Below are 18,525 nucleotides of genomic sequence, written 5' to 3' on the forward strand. Positions count from 1 at the left end.
GTGAATCGTCCGCGCAGTCTGAATAGCAATGCCAGGGAGAGAAATTACTCCCACCCATAATCAGCTTAGCCATCTTTTCCAGCAACAACTTCCATCAATTTTTCATAGCTATCCACAACAGAATACTGCACATGTTCAGGGTTAATTTTGCGGTTCACCTCGGCAAAAAACTTTTGGGCACACTCAATTTTTGTTTTCTCAATAGCGCGCAGCTCCATACTGGACATGGAACCTTTGGTCTCGGCCACGAAGTATATATGTTTGACGGAACCTTCTTTGAAGGAAATGGCCCAGTCCGGGTTATAGTCACCCACAGGTGTAGGAATTAGAAAACCTCGCGGAAGCTTTGCGTACACAACCACTTCGGCACTGGTGTCCAGCTCTTTGACAAATTCCCTTTCGACCTTGGAATCTGTGATTGCGTAGTCATAAATGTGGTTCTTGAGTTTTTCCCCAGCCTTGCTGAAGTCCTGCTTACTTTGACCCGCCGTAAAAATGTCCATGTCATAGCTTTCGGCAAGGCTGTCATAGCTCAGTCGCTCAATAATTATAGTGGCTTTTTGTTCGTTGATAAGCCGTGAAGCCTCGGCAATAAAATGCTCTGGGTTTTGCTTGAACTGGTCAAAAACATCTGGCCTGACACCGCACAAAATTTTCGTGATGGTTTTTCGTGTCAGGTGCGTATTTTCAGCAATTTTCCCGATTAGATCATAGGTCACAGCGGAGTGAACCGACATAGCGTGGGCTTCTGTTGTTGAGCTGATCAACGTGAAGGCGTCACCATTTTTGAGCTTATCATCGGTAAGTTTGTCACCTTGCATCCCACTTTGGATGGTGTATTGCAAAGGTGTTACGTGTAATTCCTTATTCAGTGTGCTGATACTGTTCTGAACAAGTTCTACGGAATCAAACTCAACACGATAAACGGCCCTTCTATTGATACGATTCCAAAGAGCCTTAAACTCTTTTTTCTCAAAGTTGGAATTCAGTGGATTTGATTTAGTACGGCGCTCATTATCAAAGGTGGGCAATCCAGACTCGCTAAACACGCTATCAATCAGGCCAAAAATTTGCGCCGCGTGAGGTGCAAGTTCTGTCGGTAAAGGAGCCAGGGTGCCGCTCGTCTTTGCTTCGTGGTAGGCTGTGGCAACGTGATCTGTGTCATTATCGGTGTAGTCATTTTTGAGCAGATACTTGTAAATTTGTTTGGCCATAGCCGGGGTAATCTCCACGGGGCCATTTTCTGTTGCAATGATCTTTCCTGTGAAGTACGCCTCGTCGGCCTTTCGTGGTCTCTCGGAGAGCGATGCACTGATTTCCTGCTGCAAGTTGCTCACAAAGTCCTTGTAGCTCTCGCTGGCAACAACCGTCAGCACATTCACGTCATGGACAGTTGCAGGGTTATCCATGCGATCCCCGTGCAGGTTGACGCTGATGCGCAAGCCACGGCCCACCTCCTGGCGGCGGGATATGGTGTTGTCGCTGTGCTTGAGCATACACATCACAAATACGTTGGGGTTATCCCAACCTTCGCGCAAAGCGGAGTGAGAAAAAATGAAGCGGACTTCTTTCTTTTTGCGGCTTTCCGCATCGTCACCGGCGGTGGGAAAAGACAGAAGGGATTCCTTGTCCTTCAAAATCAAATCATAGGCGTCCACGTCATCAGAAAGGCCCGCCTCTTCACCGCGCTTGACGATGCTGGGGTCAACGAGGCGTCTGCTCTTTTTGTCGATGGAAAAATACCCGTTATGGGTGCGCTCCACAGGAATAGCCTGCAAAAACTGACCGTAAGCATTGGTATTAGCGGGCAGAGCTGCCAATATTTCAGCTTTCAGGCTTTCGTACTCTTCTTCAAAAATTCTGGCGTATTCGCCTTTTTCACCTGGCTGACTGTAATCCCGATACTTTGCTACCTCGTCAATAAAGAAGAGTGAAAGCACTTTGACGCCCTGCGTGAAAAGAGCCTGCTCTTTATCCAAATGGGCCTTGATGGCTTCCCTGATCTGGATACGCCGCATGGTCATTTCGGTGATGTCGCCGGTGGCGTCACCAGCCGTTAAAACCTGGCCATTGGTGAACTCTACAGTGTCGGTAGTGGCGTCGATTTGGGCAATTACAAAGCCCTTGTATTGATCCAGTTCGTTGGATTCCGCAAAAAGATCGCGTCCTTGCTCTAGACGCTTGACGATGCGTTTTATGCCGCCGCTTTGACGTACTTCCATTTCAATGCGGGCCACAGGAGCCTTTTTGGAAATTTCAATGGATTCCAGATACAGATAGGCATTGGTGCCAGCCAGCCCCTTGACCGCAATGCCGCGCACGGCAATCTTTTTCACCAGCTTCAGGTTATAGGCGTCCAGCGCATCCAGCCGATGAATCTTGTTGTGCGTGGTACGGTGGGTGGCGGAGTAACGCAAAATCATCAACGGTTTGAATTTACTCAAGGCTTCCAGCGTTTTCTTGCCTTCCATCTTCTGTGGTTCATCCAAAATTAGGATAGGATGATTGCTGCTTATAACGTCAATGGGCTTACGCGATTGAAAATCGTCCAACTCGTCGTAAATGCGGCGGTTATCCTTGCCTGTAGCATTGAACGCCTGAATGTTAATGACCATGACGTTGATGCCCGCATCAGAAGAGAAACTCTCAAGATGGTGAAGTTGTCGAGAATTGTAAGCAAAAAAACGAATCTTCTTTCCGTAGCTTTCGGTAAAGTGCTCTGCAGTGATGGCCAGTGATTTCAGCACGCCTTCACGAATGGCAATGCTGGGGACAACAATGATGAATTTGCTCCAACCGTAGAGCTTGTGCAGTTCAAAAATTGTTTTTATGTAGCAATAGGTTTTGCCGGTGCCAGTTTCCATTTCAACATCAAGATTGATGTTGCATCCAGCACTGGGCACCAGGGCAGAAGACAGCGGCAGGTTCTGGCGGCGTTGTACGGCCTGAATGTTGGCCAGCACCTGCCCATCACTCAATTGGCAAGGGGCATTCCTGAAGCCAAGGGATTCTGACAAAGTTTGCAGATACCCAGCGGGGGCTATCTGTTTTCCACGGCCTGGATCAACGCGGTACGTCACACCGGCGCTGTTCACCTGCCCGGCAAAACAATCAATTACAGATTCCACAGCCGTGGTCTGGTAGGGCTGAACCTTGAACTTCAGTTTCATGACTTGTTCCTGTCCCGACTTGGAATATTTTGCTGAACTCGCCTTTCGGCTTCGACAAAATGCTGTTCTACGGCTGTGGGCAACTGCGCTCTGACAGTACAAAACTTTTCGTATTCTACACGAGCTTTGTGCATAGCTGCTTCATGGCTGATTTGCCCAGCATGTGCCAAAACTTCCCGCCCTGTCATGGTCAGGAATTGATGCAAGCGCTCCATCCAGTCGCGCATGGTCATGGGGATCCGGTTCAAAGCTTGTATTTCCGCCACTTCAAGATAGGCGGTAACAATGCGGTTGAGAATATTTAGCTCTTCTTCCGTCAGGTAGTTCTTTGCTATTTCCACATCACGCAGGAGTAATGTATTGCCCGAATAGTTGGTTACCCCCATGTCGGGTTTTGTGGCATCCACCCTGGCGTGAATCAGCTCGGCAGCGGTGTGACCGTGCGCGGCCCAGTGCATTTTATTCTGCACCTGCTTGAAAAATAGCTGTGATTCAGATGCTTGTGGGTTATAGTCCACACTTGTCGCATAAATATCTAAAATTTTTCGCCAAAATATTTTTTCAGAACTGCGTATATCCCGGATGCGGGCAAGAAGCTCTTCAAAGTAGCGGCTGTTGCCAGCTTCTTTCAAGCGCGCATCATCCATCGTGAAGCCCTTGACGATATACTCTTTCAAGCGCTCCGTAGCCCACATGCGAAACTGGGTTCCCCGCAAGCTATTTACGCGGTATCCCACTGAAATGATGGCATCAAGATTGAAATACTCCACCTGGTAGGTTTTGCCGTCAGCCGCAGTTGTTGCAAAAATTGCAACAACTGAATCGCGCTGCAATTCCCCGCTGGAAAAAATATTCTTAAGGTGACGGGAAATGCCCGATTTATCAACCTGAAGCAGCTCTGCCAATTGAGAGAGGGAGAGCCAGACGCTTTCATTATGCAGCCGCACTTCAAGTTTGGGGCCTTCCCCATCGACCTGGAAGAAAAGCAATTCCCCCAAATTCTCACAAGGAATCATAGGCACCTTGTCATTCATATGGCTTTGACCTCTGTACCCGGAGACAGCTGCCAGAAAATCTGTGTGGCGTTGATTTTGACGGCATCAGAAGAAAAACCGTTATCGCGGAACACCACGCGCAAAGGCTTAGCGCGGGCAAGTTCTTTGATCAGCTCCTCGGTAAGGCCGGTATCAAAGCAGGCCACAAGGACGTTTTCATCCACGAAGAAGACTGTTTTACCCAGGATGGTTTCCTTGCGGATGGGCAGGGTCAAATCCACGCCCCAGTCCAGCAACACCTGGAAGAGCAAGTCTTCCGGTGTGCGACCCAACTTGATGTTGTCGGTCATCATGTCCAGCATGGACTGGTTCAGTGTGTCTGGCGTGTAATACACGTCGGCCATGTTGGATGAGTCAACTTTGAGGACGCGGAAGCCGATGTCCAGCGGGGTATTGCGCTGTGTATCAGGGGCAAGCAAGCTGGCTTGGGCGTTCTGGTTTTGCTGTGCGTCAAGTTCCGCCTTGATCTTGGCTCCGGCCCTGCGGATGCGCTCTTTGCCTATCTCCGCAATGGTTGTGTAGCCCGCTTTATAGGCTTCGGACTTTTCGTCACACGGCTCTGGCAACTGAACCATGATGAATTGGCGTTTGCCGCCGTCTTCAGCGTTGAGCTGCATAACAGCGTGAGCTGTGGTGGCAGAGCCGGAGAAGAAGTCGAGGATGATGTCGCACTCGGTTTTTGAAGATATTCTTAAGCAGCGTTCAATCAATCCAATCGGTTTTGGATTATCAAAAATATGACTAGAAAATAAACGCTTCACTTCCCCAGTACCAATATTTCCCTCTGGCAAATCATCCCATAGGGTATCTGCAATTTGCCCTTCATTTTCTCTTTCATTCCAATAGCACTTCTCACGCAGGGTATTACCATCAAGATACAATCGACCATCATTTTCTAGAGATTTTATTTTTTGCTGAATCATGCGCCAGCCTTTAGATGGGCATGACCATATTTTACCCGTATTATCTTCATAGTCATAAGTCGTTTCTGGTCCTGGCGATTTTGTTTTTTGCAATGAAACAGTACAGTATTTACCTCTTCCATCTTTATCATCTCTGTTATAAGTTGCAACAGTAGAGTCTGATAGCGGCTTATAAACATTCATTAAGCTATATATTAAAGATTTTGAGAACATTAGAATATATTCAATATTTACAGGAAACTCGCGTGACACTGTTTTACCACTGCTATTTTTTTTCCAAACAAAGTGGTTTATAAAATTTTCATTCCCAAAAATAGCACTACACAATTTTTCCATATTGGCAATTTCATTGTCATCAATGGAAATAAATAGCAGGCCATCCTCCCTTAACAAATTCCTAGCCAGTTTCAACCTAGGATACATCATGCTCAACCAATCAGAGTGAAAACGTCCGTTGCTTTCTGTGTTCGCAACAAGCCAGTTCCCTTCCTCGTCTTTTTGGTTGGAGCGGCGCAAGAATTCGTCAGTATTTTCTGCAAAGTCGTCTTCATAGATGAAGTCATTGCCCGTGTTGTACGGCGGGTCAATGTAGATCATCTTGACCTTGCCCAGATAGGTCTCTTGAAGGAGCTTTAAAGCATCAAGGTTGTCGCCCTCGATATATAAATTCTTGGTGGTATCAAAATCCACGCTCTCTTCACGGCAAGGGCGCAAGGTTTTGGCAATGGGCGCATTGGCGGCAAGCAGAGCTTCACGCTTGCCCGGCCAGTCAAGGCGGTATCGCTCTTGCGGCCCTTCCACGATAGATTCGGACAACTCTTGCCGCAGCAGGTCAAAGTCTACCGCCAGCTTCACCTTGCCATCTTCATCTCTGGCCTCGGTCACGCAATTGGGGAAAAGCTCGCGGATGCGGGACATATTTTCTTGGGTCAGGTTCGGGGAGTGCATTTTGAGTTTATCCATGGCTAGGCCTTTGTTCTGTATAGGGGGATAGTATTAAATTGTATTTCTTCCATAAGTCGAGGATATCCGCCAAGACGTCTTGCTATTGCCTCAAATCTTGGAAGTAATGGGGTAGTATCTTCTCTATCCTCAATGTTAAGATGTGATTGCTGTTTCCAGATATACTGCAAATTTTGAGTGTCGTATTTATCAGCCCTCTTGAGGTACAATTCACACTCTTCAATGTCATCTTCATATTTTTTCAAAAATATTAAATAGATATCTGAGAGTATTTCGCTTAGGTAGCCGTAAAACTCTCCGGACAAGGCGTATACAGAATTTTTAATATTCTTTTCAAGGTAATCATATCCGCCATTTTTGAAGTTGTCCCGCGCATCACCATCCATAAAGTCTCTAATTTCTTGCAAAAAACTATGAGGAAACTTCATGTCTACAAATTTTTTACCTTGCGAAAAAATGTGGCTATCTGTAGCTGAAAAAATTGGAACTAACGTATGCGTTTGATAATTTCGCAATGACTTAAAAAAATCAAACGCTTCATTATTCTTAAATTTCTCTTCAAACTCTTGCTTTGGCAATAGCCATGTATTCTGAATTGCATCACGAAAAGGTAGCACTGTTTGTAAAAATGCAAATAAATAGTAGTTAGCCTCGGACTTAAACCCAAGCATCACTTCTGTGCTCTTTTCGCTGAGATTATCCATATAGCATAACAAACTATACAGTTTTACCAGAGAAAGATGTGCATAGAAAAGCAGTTGATTAGCAGAAAATATTTTTTCGAACACTTCTACACTATAGGCCTCCATAATTTTGCGCTGTACTGCTTTCCTATTTTTGACAAAGTATTCAATAAAGTTGTCATTATTCCATGAAAAATTATTAGCCATCTTCACCTCGAAATTTTTGCAGGCTCACTACAATGTTTTAGATTAGCACTTTAAACATCAATAAGAGCCTTGAAGACTAGCTGTAACTCCCGCTTCTCCGCATTCATCGCCACCTTCCGATTAAACTGCCTTTCCTTGGCAAGCCGTGCCTCACACCGCTCCAACTCACGCTGCAATTGCCCGATCTGGTCCATGCGGTCAACCTGCGTCTGCAAACTCTCCCCTTGGCGTGGCGGATAGGGCAGCAGCGGTGCCAAAAGCTGCGCGTAGAGCGCCTCAAGGTCAAACACCACTGGCAGCGGCTGGCGTGGCGTACCCTCTGGCAGCCAGTCAGTGGCAAAATAGGTGCTAATGACACTTTTTGCGGCGTCAGCCTCACTGGGCCGCTTATAGGCGGCAATACTCTTGACGTTGCCCTCGTGATGCAGCTCAAAAACAAGTGGAAAAGGGATGGCCTGGTCGATACAGCGCAGCGCCTCTGGCTTCAGTTCTCCAGTTTTGAGGGCGATATGGAATATCTGAATTTCTGGAACAGCGGCTGTACCTTGCACATTGATGGTTTCGGTTGCCAGTTTATACTGCCAGACTATCTGCTCAATCTGGCGAACAAACAGTTCTTTCACGGCAGTGGTGGGCTGGGTGCGCTCATAGATTTTACTCTTGGGCAGCACCCGACCAAATGCGGCGTTGGTAGGATAGGCAAAGAGAGTTGTCACTGCGCCTCCTGCACTACCAAGAAGGCAATAAGCTCAAAGTCATCAAGCCCAGAAATAGCATTGGTCAGGGCTGTGGTTTTGCCGCCGGTGAACAGGCTGTCAATGTCCTTTTCTTCTTTCACCACAATCATGGAACGGACAGCCGCACTCAACAGGGTGGAATACGCTTTCATGTCCCTGCCTTCCTTGGTTTGTTGATTAAACAGGCGGCAGACTTCGGCAATGGGTTCGCTCTGCCCTTTGCAGGAGGTGCGCACAAGATCGAGCAGTCTTTTTACTTCCGAGTGGTAGGCGACAACCTCTCCATCCTTGGCAACATACACAAGGTAGTAGGGGTGAAGACGATTGTGCTGTTGAACGGTGGCCCCGTCATTACGATTGCGCAAAGCAAAAATAGCACCGGGCCTAAGCCCTAAAGCCAGTTGTGCAGGAACAACGGCGTGCATTCCCTTGGGGGCAAGCTCCATATCGCCGTGCGCTTTGACGTAACCCAGAAGATCCATACGAAAATCATTCAGTCCCAAGTCGGTTATGGAAACGCCCGTTTTTAGGTCTTCCAGCTCAATGACCTCATCCTGAAGGCGGCGGAGTTGCTCTTTGCGGTAACTCACTTCGCTGCTTTGCGCGGTGAGCATGTTGTCATCGCCGGTAGCCGTCACGTCCGCAATCATCATGCGGGTTTCCACGCGTTCCTTGAGGTTTATGTATTCGTCAAGGGAGATGTCCGGCCAGTAATTGACGAGCTGAATATGGGTGTTGCGGGAGCCTATGCGGTCGATACGCCCAAAACGCTGAATAATACGCACGGGGTTCCAGTGTATGTCGTAATTGATCAGGTAGTCACAGTCTTGAAGGTTTTGCCCTTCAGAAATGCAATCCGTACCGATAAGCAAATCAATCTGATGAGGTTCATCCGGCAGTGCCAGCGCCTTTTCTTTGCTGATAGGCGAAAAAAGCGTTAGAATTGACTGAAAATCATAGCTTTTCTTCAGGGTTGACTTGGGTGCATCCTTGCCTGTGACTTTGCCGGTGTGCAGCCCCCTTGCCCTAAGTAGTGGGGCAAGGTTGTCGTACAGGTAGTTGGCAGTGTCGGCGAAGGCTGTAAAAATGAGCACCTTCTTGTTGTCAGGATTGAGGGGAGCTACAATTTTTTTCTGAATCAGCTCCTGAAGATGTTGCAGTTTGGCATCGTCTTCAGGGGTAACTTTGTTCATGGAAGCCAGCAAAGCGGTAATGACGGCAAGATCGGCAGATAAATCGGCTTCCCATGAGGGCAAATCCATATCTGCAAGATGTATTTTAACCTTGCCGCCGACAGGTTCACCGGAAAACACAGGCACGTCATCGTCATCGGCATCCAGAGTTTCCAGCCGATCACTCCAGTCAGTGACGTCTCCACTCCCCGACTGCTTGAAGGCCTGGATGCGCGAAAGCATCTGAACATGGTTTTCATGCAGGCCACTGAGCGTCAGCCTGAAGGCCTCAACAGAGCTTTCGAGGCGTTTCAGGAGGTTGGTGGTCATCAAAGCTTGTAGGCTGCGTTCTCGGTCAGCTTGACGGAATTTGCTTCTTCCACCTTCCACCTGCGTGTCATACCGTTCCTCGTAATTTCTCAGACGGCTGGGCAGAATGTAGCTTATGGGCGCATAAACGGAGAGCTTGAGCTGCGATAATGCTGCAAAAATACCGTTAAAATCGGGAACATCAGCCCGTGCTGTCAAAGGGCAGCGGAAAGAAAGAGGCTTGAGTCGCTCTGGAAAAGGGCCAATGTCCTTGGTGTCGTAAAAAGCCTGAATGTGTTTGCGCGAGCGGGCGATGGTTACGCAGTCGAGCAGCTCGAAAAAATCAAAATCAAGTGTATCCAGAATGGCCTTTGCCGTGCGCTTTTCTGGGGGGAGCTTGGCCCATTGATTGAAGGCAACCTGGGCGCGTCGAAAGACCTCTTCTACGCTTCGTTGACTGCGTAGTTTGTTGCTGAGGTTTTCAGAATCGCCTTCATAAGCCAGAGCCAATTGATTGCGTAAGTCGCTGAAACGATTGTTGACCGGCGTAGCGGAAAGCATAAGTACCTTTGTTTTTACGCCATTTTTGATGACCTTATTCATCAATTTTTGATATCTGGTTTCCCTATCTTTAAATGCCTCATTATTTCTGAAGTTATGCGATTCATCAATGACAACAAGATCGTAATTACCCCAGTTGATGCGGTTGAGCGGGATTCCAAAAGATACACCTGATGTTCTTGAAAGATCAGTGTGGCAAAGCACATCGTAATTAAAGCGGTCTTTGGAAAAAATATTTGTATTGAGATTACTGTTGTAGTTCAGCCAGTTGTCAGAGAGCTTCTTGGGGCAAAGAACAAGAACAGAGCGATTGCGCAATTCGTAGTACTTTATGACAGCAAGTGCAGTGAATGTTTTACCCAGGCCAACACTGTCAGCAAGAATACATCCATTGTATGTTTCCAGCTTATTGATGATGCCTACAGCAGCGTCCTTCTGGTAGTTAAAAAGCTTCTGCCATACAAGTGTATCTTGGTAGCCAGTTCTGTCATTTGGCAAAACGTCTTCATCAATATCGCTAAGAAATTCACTGAAAATATTATAAAGAATAAGAAAATAAATTCTTTCAGGGGAATTTTCATGATAGACTGATTCAATATGGTCGCAAACAATGGACGTCACTTCTTCGAGCTTGTCGGAGTCATTCCAGATTTGCTCAAAAAGCTGAAGATATGTACCTGTAAATGTTGGCTCATCGAACCTGTTTACAATATTCGAAACAGCATCACCTTTTTGATACCCAATATCCACTGCTGTAAAACCGTGCAGCGGCATATAGGCCACATCCTGTTCTTCCTGCTGAATACAGGCAAATTGCTGCATTGGTGCTTTAGTTTTATTTGAACGAAAAACAGCTTTGCTTCGCATCCACTCGGCGCACTCCCGCGCAATTGCTCGCTGTGTTAATTTGTTTCTGAGCTGTATCTCAAATTCTGAGCCATAGAGACTTTTTTCTCGTTCTTTTTTGGGGATAAAAAACTCTCGACGTTCTTTGTGTATCTTGCCTGTAACTTCATCAGCAATAAAGGCTGGTGATGTAAATATAAACTGTAAAGAATCAATTTTTGCAAGCTCAAACTTGAGAGATTCGTATGCATATATCGAAAAGCACGAAGCTGCAATTTTAAGTTTACTTTTCTTGTTCAATGATTTTTTAAGATCATCGCCAAGCAATGAATTGATATTATCAATAATTTTCATCCGGCTTTACCTTCAAAATTATCCCTACTGAATCCCTAGCTGTTACCTGCTGACGCAGAGCTAATTGCACCTGCGCATCTCAGAAGGCAAGTGTCAGACGAATTAGACGATGCTCGCGTTCAATATATCGAATTGAAAATACGCTTGGAAAACTGAATTACGCGGTTTCAAGTTCAAAGTGCAACACCCAGTCCTTGGGTATTGGCGTCTTCTAAAAAAACTTCATAGGGTGTCTTAAACCCAAGGCATTTTCTAGGCCGCCAGTTCAAGCGGCACATTGCCGCTATGATCTCATCTTGCGTGACCGATGCCAAGCTTACCCCCTTGGGGAAGTATTGGCGTAGAAGGCCATTGGAGTTCTCGTTCAAGCCACGCTCCCACGAATGGTAGGGGTGCGCAAAAAATCCCTGAGCCTCGAGTGTAGCTGACACATCGGCATGGTAGCTGAACTCCTTGCCGTTATCATAGGTAATAGTCTGAACAAAGTCCTTAATGGGTGTCAAGAGTCCTTCAATGACCCGCCTTACTTCGCTGGCGCTTTTGTTGGGAGCCTTGCCAAACAGGAAAAGACGACTTTTACGCTCTGCAAGTGTCACCAAAACGGGGCCTCCTTTACTCCCTTCAACGGTATCAGCCTCCCAGTCACCAAGGCGCGAACGCTCGTCAACAATAGGCGGCCGTGTGTCTATGCTGATACGCCCCTTGATTTGACCTCGTCTGTCAGGTTTGCCATATCGTCGTTTGCGTTTGCGCTGGCAGCGCAAATGGCTGTGCAGCGTCCCTCCTCGCCTTTTGTCCGCCAGAATGTACTGGTAAATCCATTCATGACTGAGGGCAAAACCTTTGCGTTTGAGAACTCCAGAGATTTGCTCCGGACTGAAGTCCTGGTGCAGACACTGTTCAACTGAGGTAGTCGCGACTTGATCTGACAGTAGCCCTTGAAAGAGAAGGGACTCTCCGTTTTGATGGAAGTGTAAACGCACCATCAAACAGGGTACTATGCCCACGGAGAATCCCAATGGAAAGCTTCAATCAAAACGTCATCAAGCACAAGACCGGACTTCTGAATCTCGCCGCCGAACTCGGCAACATTTCCAAGGCCTGCCGCGTCATGGGCTTTTCGAGAGACACCTTTTACCGGTATCAAACAGCACGAGATGCCGGGGGCGTCGAGGCGCTGTTTGATGTCAGCAGGCGCAAACCCAATCTGAAAAATCGTGTTGAAGAAGCCACGGAAGTCGCCGTGACCACTTTTGCCATCGATTTTCCCGCCCACGGGCAAGTGCGGGCCAGTAACGAGTTGCGTAAACAAGGTGTATTTGTTTCTCCCTCCGGAGTGCGTTCCATCTGGATGCGGCACGGGCTGGCATCCATGAAACAGCGTTTACGCGCACTGGAAAAGAAGTCCGCCGAGGAAGGCCTTGTGCTGACGGAAGCTCAGGTGCAGGCCCTGGAGCGTAAAAAGCACGACGACGAAGCCTGTGGTGAAATCGAAACTCACCATCCCGGGTATCTCGGCAGCCAGGACACGTTTTACGTCGGGACCATCAAAGGCGTGGGGCGCATTTACCAACAAACCTTCGTGGATACATACTCCAAGTGGGCCGCAGCCAAGCTCTACACCACCAAGACGCCCATCACCGGAGCCGATTTGCTCAACGACCGAGTTCTGCCGTTCTTTTCCTCACAGGAAATGGGTCTTATCCGTATCCTGACGGACAGGGGCACGGAATACTGCGGCAAGGTTGAACAGCATGATTATGAACTATATCTTGGCGTGAACGGCATAGAGCATACCAAAACAAAGGCCAGGCATCCGCAGACAAACGGCATTTGCGAGCGCTTCCACAAAACGATCTTGCAGGAGTTTTATCAGGTTGCTTTTCGGCGTAAGCTGTATCACTCTCTGGACGAGTTGCAGGTAGACTTGGACGCCTGGATAGACAACTACAATTCAAAGCGAACTCATCAAGGGAAAATGTGTTGTGGCAGAACGCCTATGCAGACACTCCTTGACGGAAAACAACTTTGGATGGAAAAGGTCGGACAGCTCAACTAATCGGACAGAAAAATCCGTCAAAACGGAGAGGACTGTCAGATAAAGTCTAAACTACTACAGTTCAACATACGTCCATACCTCAAGGCCAATGCGCTTCTTCCCTTTACTGGTCTGCCTTTTCTGACTGCGCTTGTGTGCCTGCCTGTAGCGGTAGCCACGCGCCCCGGTATTTCGCGCAAGTTCGCGGCTTACAGTTGAGACGCTACGGCCTATCGCTTTGGCTATGGCCCTCAGTGACGTTCCACTTTTCACTGCCTGGCAGATGTAGTACCGTTCTTCTCTGGCAAGGTGTGCATAGCCCATACGCCCCTCAATCTTTGGTTGGATGGAGAGGCTAAAGGGCTATACCACCTTGCCTTTTCATTCAACTTTGAGGGTGTTGCACTTGCAAGTTGAATCCGCCTTTCTTTCTCAGTAGAGTCTATTGATTTTTTTTGTCAGTACCATTATCAAGCCCCGAGTTTCGAACGCAATCGATTTTTTTTGCAGACTAGAGCCTGCTCTAATCATTAGCAAGAATCTTTGGAGCAAACGAGGCATAATGGTCGGGTTTTCTGACGGTGGCGGGGCTGCGGCACTACTTGCTGCCATGAGGCAGGATGTGACCTTTCTGGGAACAGTTGCAGGCAATCTTGATATTGATGCTTGGGCAAACCTGCAGGGCGTGAGCTAGCTTGCAGAAACTTTGAACCCTAAGGCGGTGGCTCCATCGCTGCAGCACTTGCCCCAGCGGCATTTAAGCAGCCGCACGGATGCGACCATACCCCCGGAAATCAGCGAGGGGTTCTGTCGAGCAATGAACCAGCCAGAAAGTTGCGTTGTTGTTTCAGGCGTGCCGCATGGCGGGGCGTGGCAACGTTACTGGGACTACAATTATTCGGTTCGGGGGCGATGAAGCCAAGGCCAGACTAGGGATGTTGCATCAAACATTGGTATGCGCCCCTCAACTCCTTTCACACCCTTAGCAGATCAATAAGCTGGCTGGCCTCGTTTGCTGTCATCTCGCTATATTCCTTGCGAAAATTTATGGAACAAAGTGCTTCAGCGTCTAGGCCCTGCCGCTCCGCGAGGTCATAGGCATAGCAAAGTTGCTTGTCAGAAGCAGGCTGATTGGCACTGCGCGGGGTAAAACCGTACATAATCACCTCAAATTTTTCATAACAGTTTAAATTTTTTCCGAATGTACGCCATGGCTGAGGCGCGGGTGTAGCCAATTTTTGACCCTGCCCGTACACGCTCTGCGGGACCTTTGTGCAAAGCGTCTTCATTGGACAGCGTTTTTGGTGAGATCAGCCCGCCTGTGGCCTTCGCCAGCTCTGCTCTTGAGACAACAGGCGGTAATTCCTGTTCGATAGACCTAAAAAAGGCTTCTGTACCGAGGCCGTGGTTTATTAGGCTTTCATAACGCTCAAAATTGCGTTGCCAGTATTGTTGCATGTGTTCTCCTGCCTGTTGGGCTGATAAGGGTTGGTGTGGGAATGCATATAATAAGCAGATAATAAAATAAAAAGGGTGTTGCCAGTAAAGCAACACCCTCAAATATTTTGAGTGAAACAGTTAATTCTCTTCGGATTTGCCTTTCTGATAGGCAGAGACTTCATCCAGTAGAGCTCGTATCTCCTTTTCAATGCCTTCTCTAAAACGAGCATCCGTAATTTTTTCTACATCTTTCTTGATTCTATCGCGCAACTTTTGGATGTGACCTTTGAATACGTTCAATCTACGGTCCATTTGGGACATATTTGGCGGTTGGGCAGTAGGTTTCTGCCCTGCTTCACCAGAACTAGAATCTCGCGAATTTTTGGCTGCTTCCTTCTTTTCGATGGCCTCTAGCATCTTTTTGAATTCAGCTTGCTGCTTATCATCTTTCAATTTTGAAAGTTTAAGCAGTTTATTGCGCGACCAAAGGGGACTCGTAATAGCCGCTTCTTGTATGCCAGATGGGAGACTATTGAGCTTGAGTATCTCAGAGATGGTACTTTCTGCCTTGCCCAATTGAACTGCAACGTCTTGTTGAGCTAAACCAGATGCATTGATGATGTCTTGAATAGCTCGAGCTTCTTCCATGGGCAGGAGAGAGTTGCGCTGTAAATTTTCAGTTAATGCAATGACCCTGTAATTTCCAGATACAAACTGAGCTGGTAATTCTTCAAGACCAAGTTCTGATGCCGCCTTATATCTACGCTCACCTGAGACTATTACTTTTTTATCGCCATCAACCCGGTATAGAATCGGAGTAATAATTCCATTAGCACTAATAGAGCCTTTCAACTCTTCAAGTTGCTGTTTATCAAAATAGCGCCGGGGCTGATTACTATCAGGCAATATCTCTGATATCTTGAGCATCTCGATCTTTGAGCTAACACCCACAGGGTTCTGTGGGACAGATTGAGCACTTGTCGACACCTTGGGCGGATCAATAGACACAGCAACACCTCGTATTTTTTGACTATTTCACACTTCGGAACTCCGAAGTCACCAAAACAACCAATAAAGTCTGCGAGCAGGCCTTTTAATTAGTGTAGGGATGATTGACAAAAAAAGTCAACACAAACCAGGACCCCGATGTCCTGCGAACATAAAGGCTTATTCGAGAGGTCTGGAGGATACCACTACCTCCGCAACTCGCATCATCATTTTCGAGGAATCCTTGTGCATGAGGATACCCTTGATCCCTTGGGATTGAATTCCTTGGTGCGGACTTTAGCCAAATAGCTACCAGCAAAGATTACGTCATTGATCTGATCTTCGGCCTCAGGTGAATTGCGCTCTATGAGCTTCCCCTTGGCTCCATTGCTACCAGAAAAGTTAACAAGCCCATCATAGCTTTCATTTGACGTGTGATTTGCGCTTTGCAGTTTGTTTTTGACTGCTCTACTCACTGCTTCTTTGACGGAGTAGCCATTTTTAATGGCATTGCCGTTGACAAACGCATTTACATGAAAGTGTGGTTTGTCATTTGGTGAGGTCCTTTCCGTTGTCCAGACCCAATGCACATCAGGATCATTTTTTCCTTCTTTTAATTTTGAGTTTAGAGTACGTGTTGCACTTTCAATAATCCTGGTCATGTCCTTGCTGTCGAGTGCATAGTCAATCTCTTGTCCATTGTTCCCGATACGGCCAGTTGCTGTGTTCTGAATGTCAAGGCGTACTGAAAACACCTTTGAGTGTTTGGCTGCCATGAGTTCAACAGTGTCTATGATCTGGTCTAGTGTTTTCGTATGGCAATGAAGGTTGCCATCTTGACCATTGTTGATTGTGTAGCCCCTGTATTTTCTCCCAGTCGTGGTGTCTTTTGCCATGACCATCTCCTTTAGTTTGCTTTAACTCTGTCGTAGTTATTACTTCTATGGCTAATGAACATACAAATGGCATTAATGTTGTGCTTATAATTTATTCTGCATGTTGCATTTATTATTCGCAGCAAATAGCTCTTTTATGATTATTATTAAGACACTACTAAAACCGGGATAGCCAAGTACGAACTACACGGAGTATAAATAATCTTACTTCTAAAAGTTGCTGACCATTTACACATAGTATATTTGCGATAAAGTTCTACTTCAAATAAAATACAAAAGATAAAGAAATAAACAGAGTCTCTCAAAAACATTTCAAATCATTTGCCACGGATTCATAGATACATGACTCTAACTATACGTTACCCATTGCCATTAAACATAATGACAGAGTTTATGGTAAATTTGAGTAACTAAGTACATGAAATGGCGCCAGGAAGCACTCCCTGACGCCTGTATGAGCCATAAAAACATGTACTTAGAGCCATTTTTTTCCATAAACTCTTTCATTATCGCTCTTGGCTATATCTTTCAAATGAATCAAGATGAAGAACAAATTTTGGATTTTTTGAACCATCATCATGAAAGAGTATCCAATTACACGCCTCCAGAAGTTTTAAAGCATTAGTAGCAGCTACAGCGCTCAGCCCTAGGCGGCTTCTTATGTTTTCGACATCCCAGACTTGTCCGATCTTGTGCCTTTTGTCTTCCCGTCGTGATAAGATGTTATCTAAAATTTGCTTAGCAATAGGATAGGCGGGCAATCCCCTTGGGTCATGTGCAAATTGAAAATGATTTATAAGATTTCTGGCAACACTAATCCCTATGCTCATTTCGTAAGCATTAATGCTTGCTTCGTGTGGAATGTCGTGGAGTAAGGCATGGAAGGCACATGCGAATCTCACAGCTAAGCCATGCATCTTTTTTAAGCTCGCAGTAACCGAACCGTGCATGTCTGGTATAATATCAAATTTAATCTCCTCTTCAAAATCTTGGATTAACTTTGACGCATCAGCTTCGACATTTATTACATACCGTTGCGGTGACGAATTTTGCGTGTAGTACATACTAAGCAATCGTATCATAACAGCATCATAAAGCTTAATTGATTTGAACATAGATGGAACACGCTCGTGATGCTCATGAAGAAAGAAAGGGCTGATCCGTGGGGTCAAACCGATGTCATTAAGATGTTTATTGCCATAAACCTCTGCTGCAACGCTATACTGCGACGCCAGCAGCATAGGAAGTGCGGGTTGCTTCAGGTGTATTTGATCCCTGCCCAAGCGAGTATAAGGTTCTTGGGTATAACCACGCAAAATAATATCTAAATTTGCGTTTGGACTGAGCACGAGATCCCGAAAGACACTAGGTTCAGGACTAACTACCCCAATACACCCCCCATTATCCCTTACACACTCTAGCAAAGCTACCGGTGTGCCAGAATCTATTACAACTTTCGGGGCTGGCCTGCACATTTCCGCCGTTTTTTCTCTGAGCTCAGCGCTTTGAAGAGCTAATTCTTTGGAAGATTCCAGCATCTTGTCGACAATATACATTGGATTTTCTCCGACAAGCTCCTTAACAGTATTTCGAGTGATTTTCCCCTCGAAACAACTTAGATGTTTATTGCTGATACGGCGGATTTCATTGGCCATCATCAATTCTCTTTCCGATGGAGCTTTACTTTTTTCAAAACATTCAAATGGTTTATATAGTATACTAAAGAAACCGCTCTTACGAACACCTGAGTCACCAATCATCACGGACATAATGGGTGAAGGTTCAACCCAGCCTTCTCTTACAAAAACTGACACCGCTCCCCTTAATGCAATGCTTGCGCATGTAAGCAATGCAGTTACAGCTGCATCTGGCGGCACATGTAGATCAGAGTGGCTAATGTATGTCACACAAGAATAAATTTCGTTTGGAATTGATAAATTATGAGAGAGACGCCCAGGCAAGCTTGATAAAGAGAATGGGTGACACTTAGCACTAAATTCATATTGGCAATCCTTGAGATAATTTTGAAGTTCAAAATTGTCCTTATTGCTCTGAAATCGCTCAAGCTCCTCATACGCATGATTTGCCATGGTTATCTCCTGCAGCCACGGCAATGCCTTTCTTCCTGTGGACATATATTTCTCCTTATATATTCGAGCCCGAGTGGCAATTTCTTGCCACTCG

12 protein-coding genes and 2 pseudogenes are annotated in these 18,525 nt (G+C 46.4%); 1 reads left to right on the forward strand and 13 read right to left on the reverse strand.

The window, feature by feature from the left end:
• Window positions 1-65: 65 nt before the first annotated feature.
• From DESU86_RS03370 to DESU86_RS03400, 7 genes and pseudogenes are all read right to left on the reverse strand, one after another.
• Complete coding sequence (locus DESU86_RS03370; protein ID WP_179979752.1) at window positions 66-3,170, reverse strand: type III restriction-modification system endonuclease; 3,105 nt, start codon at window positions 3,168-3,170, stop codon at window positions 66-68.
• Window positions 3,167-4,204: a virulence RhuM family protein gene (locus DESU86_RS03375; protein WP_179979753.1), complete on the reverse strand. Its 1,038-nt coding sequence runs from the start codon at window positions 4,202-4,204 to the stop codon at window positions 3,167-3,169. Before DESU86_RS03375 ends, DESU86_RS03370 begins: the two co-directional genes overlap by 4 nt.
• Window positions 4,201-6,111: a site-specific DNA-methyltransferase gene (locus tag DESU86_RS03380; protein WP_179979754.1), complete on the reverse strand. Its 1,911-nt coding sequence runs from the start codon at window positions 6,109-6,111 to the stop codon at window positions 4,201-4,203. The genes DESU86_RS03375 and DESU86_RS03380 overlap by 4 nt, the downstream gene beginning before the upstream one ends.
• A gap of 2 nt (window positions 6,112-6,113) precedes the next feature.
• Entirely contained in the window at window positions 6,114-7,001 is an 888-nt protein-coding gene (locus DESU86_RS03385) for a hypothetical protein (protein WP_179979755.1), read from the reverse strand.
• 50 nt (window positions 7,002-7,051) lie between these two features.
• Window positions 7,052-7,717 (reverse strand): DUF4391 domain-containing protein, encoded by a 666-nt coding sequence (locus tag DESU86_RS03390; protein ID WP_179979756.1) that lies wholly within the window; start codon window positions 7,715-7,717, stop codon window positions 7,052-7,054.
• Complete coding sequence (locus tag DESU86_RS03395) at window positions 7,714-10,980, reverse strand: helicase-related protein (protein ID WP_179979757.1); 3,267 nt, start codon at window positions 10,978-10,980, stop codon at window positions 7,714-7,716. Before DESU86_RS03395 ends, DESU86_RS03390 begins: the two co-directional genes overlap by 4 nt.
• 173 nt (window positions 10,981-11,153) lie before the next feature.
• Window positions 11,154-11,891 (reverse strand): annotated as a pseudogene (locus DESU86_RS03400) (IS30 family transposase); the annotation flags it as partial.
• Window positions 11,892-11,998: 107 nt separating this feature from the next.
• Between DESU86_RS03400 and DESU86_RS03405 the strand changes: the two are divergent.
• Window positions 11,999-13,039, forward strand: a complete 1,041-nt coding sequence (locus DESU86_RS03405; protein ID WP_179979759.1) for an IS481 family transposase — start codon at window positions 11,999-12,001, stop codon at window positions 13,037-13,039.
• Between the two features lie 60 nt (window positions 13,040-13,099).
• Here the strand turns inward: DESU86_RS03405 and DESU86_RS14700 are convergent.
• The 6 genes and pseudogenes from DESU86_RS14700 to DESU86_RS03435 all read right to left on the reverse strand — a co-directional run.
• Window positions 13,100-13,342, reverse strand: a pseudogene (locus DESU86_RS14700) (helix-turn-helix domain-containing protein); the annotation flags it as partial.
• 650 nt (window positions 13,343-13,992) lie between these two features.
• Complete coding sequence (locus tag DESU86_RS03415) at window positions 13,993-14,178, reverse strand: hypothetical protein (protein ID WP_179979761.1); 186 nt, start codon at window positions 14,176-14,178, stop codon at window positions 13,993-13,995.
• A 16-nt stretch (window positions 14,179-14,194) separates the two neighbouring features.
• Window positions 14,195-14,476: a hypothetical protein gene (locus tag DESU86_RS03420; RefSeq protein ID WP_179979762.1), complete on the reverse strand. Its 282-nt coding sequence runs from the start codon at window positions 14,474-14,476 to the stop codon at window positions 14,195-14,197.
• A 120-nt stretch (window positions 14,477-14,596) separates the two neighbouring features.
• Window positions 14,597-15,466, reverse strand: coding sequence for a ParB/RepB/Spo0J family partition protein (locus DESU86_RS03425; RefSeq protein ID WP_179979763.1), 870 nt, complete (start codon window positions 15,464-15,466; stop codon window positions 14,597-14,599).
• 206 nt (window positions 15,467-15,672) lie between these two features.
• Window positions 15,673-16,341: a YagK/YfjJ domain-containing protein gene (locus DESU86_RS03430; RefSeq protein WP_179979764.1), complete on the reverse strand. Its 669-nt coding sequence runs from the start codon at window positions 16,339-16,341 to the stop codon at window positions 15,673-15,675.
• 506 nt (window positions 16,342-16,847) lie between these two features.
• A complete protein-coding gene (locus DESU86_RS03435) occupies window positions 16,848-18,476 on the reverse strand; it encodes a DUF3987 domain-containing protein (protein ID WP_179979765.1) in 1,629 nt (542 codons plus the stop codon).
• Between the last annotated feature and the right edge of the window lie 49 nt (window positions 18,477-18,525).

It is taken from the genome of Desulfovibrio sp. 86 (genome assembly GCF_902702915.1).
GTDB lineage: Bacteria > Desulfobacterota > Desulfovibrionia > Desulfovibrionales > Desulfovibrionaceae > Desulfovibrio.

Bases quoted from the DNA above. Each gene is read 5' to 3' on its own strand.
- DESU86_RS03370 (WP_179979752.1), bottom strand. From the start codon at position 3,170: ATGAAACTGAAGTTCAAGGTTCAGCCCTACCAGACCACGGCTGTGGAA.
- DESU86_RS03375 (WP_179979753.1), bottom strand. From the start codon at position 4,204: ATGAATGACAAGGTGCCTATGATTCCTTGTGAGAATTTGGGGGAATTG.
- DESU86_RS03405 (WP_179979759.1), top strand. From the start codon at position 11,999: ATGGAAAGCTTCAATCAAAACGTCATCAAGCACAAGACCGGACTTCTG.
- DESU86_RS03430 (WP_179979764.1), bottom strand. From the start codon at position 16,341: ATGGCAAAAGACACCACGACTGGGAGAAAATACAGGGGCTACACAATC.
- DESU86_RS03415 (WP_179979761.1), bottom strand. From the start codon at position 14,178: ATGTACGGTTTTACCCCGCGCAGTGCCAATCAGCCTGCTTCTGACAAG.
- DESU86_RS03395 (WP_179979757.1), bottom strand. From the start codon at position 10,980: ATGAAAATTATTGATAATATCAATTCATTGCTTGGCGATGATCTTAAA.
- DESU86_RS03420 (WP_179979762.1), bottom strand. From the start codon at position 14,476: ATGCAACAATACTGGCAACGCAATTTTGAGCGTTATGAAAGCCTAATA.
- DESU86_RS03385 (WP_179979755.1), bottom strand. From the start codon at position 7,001: ATGGCTAATAATTTTTCATGGAATAATGACAACTTTATTGAATACTTT.
- DESU86_RS03435 (WP_179979765.1), bottom strand. From the start codon at position 18,476: ATGTCCACAGGAAGAAAGGCATTGCCGTGGCTGCAGGAGATAACCATG.
- DESU86_RS03380 (WP_179979754.1), bottom strand. From the start codon at position 6,111: ATGGATAAACTCAAAATGCACTCCCCGAACCTGACCCAAGAAAATATG.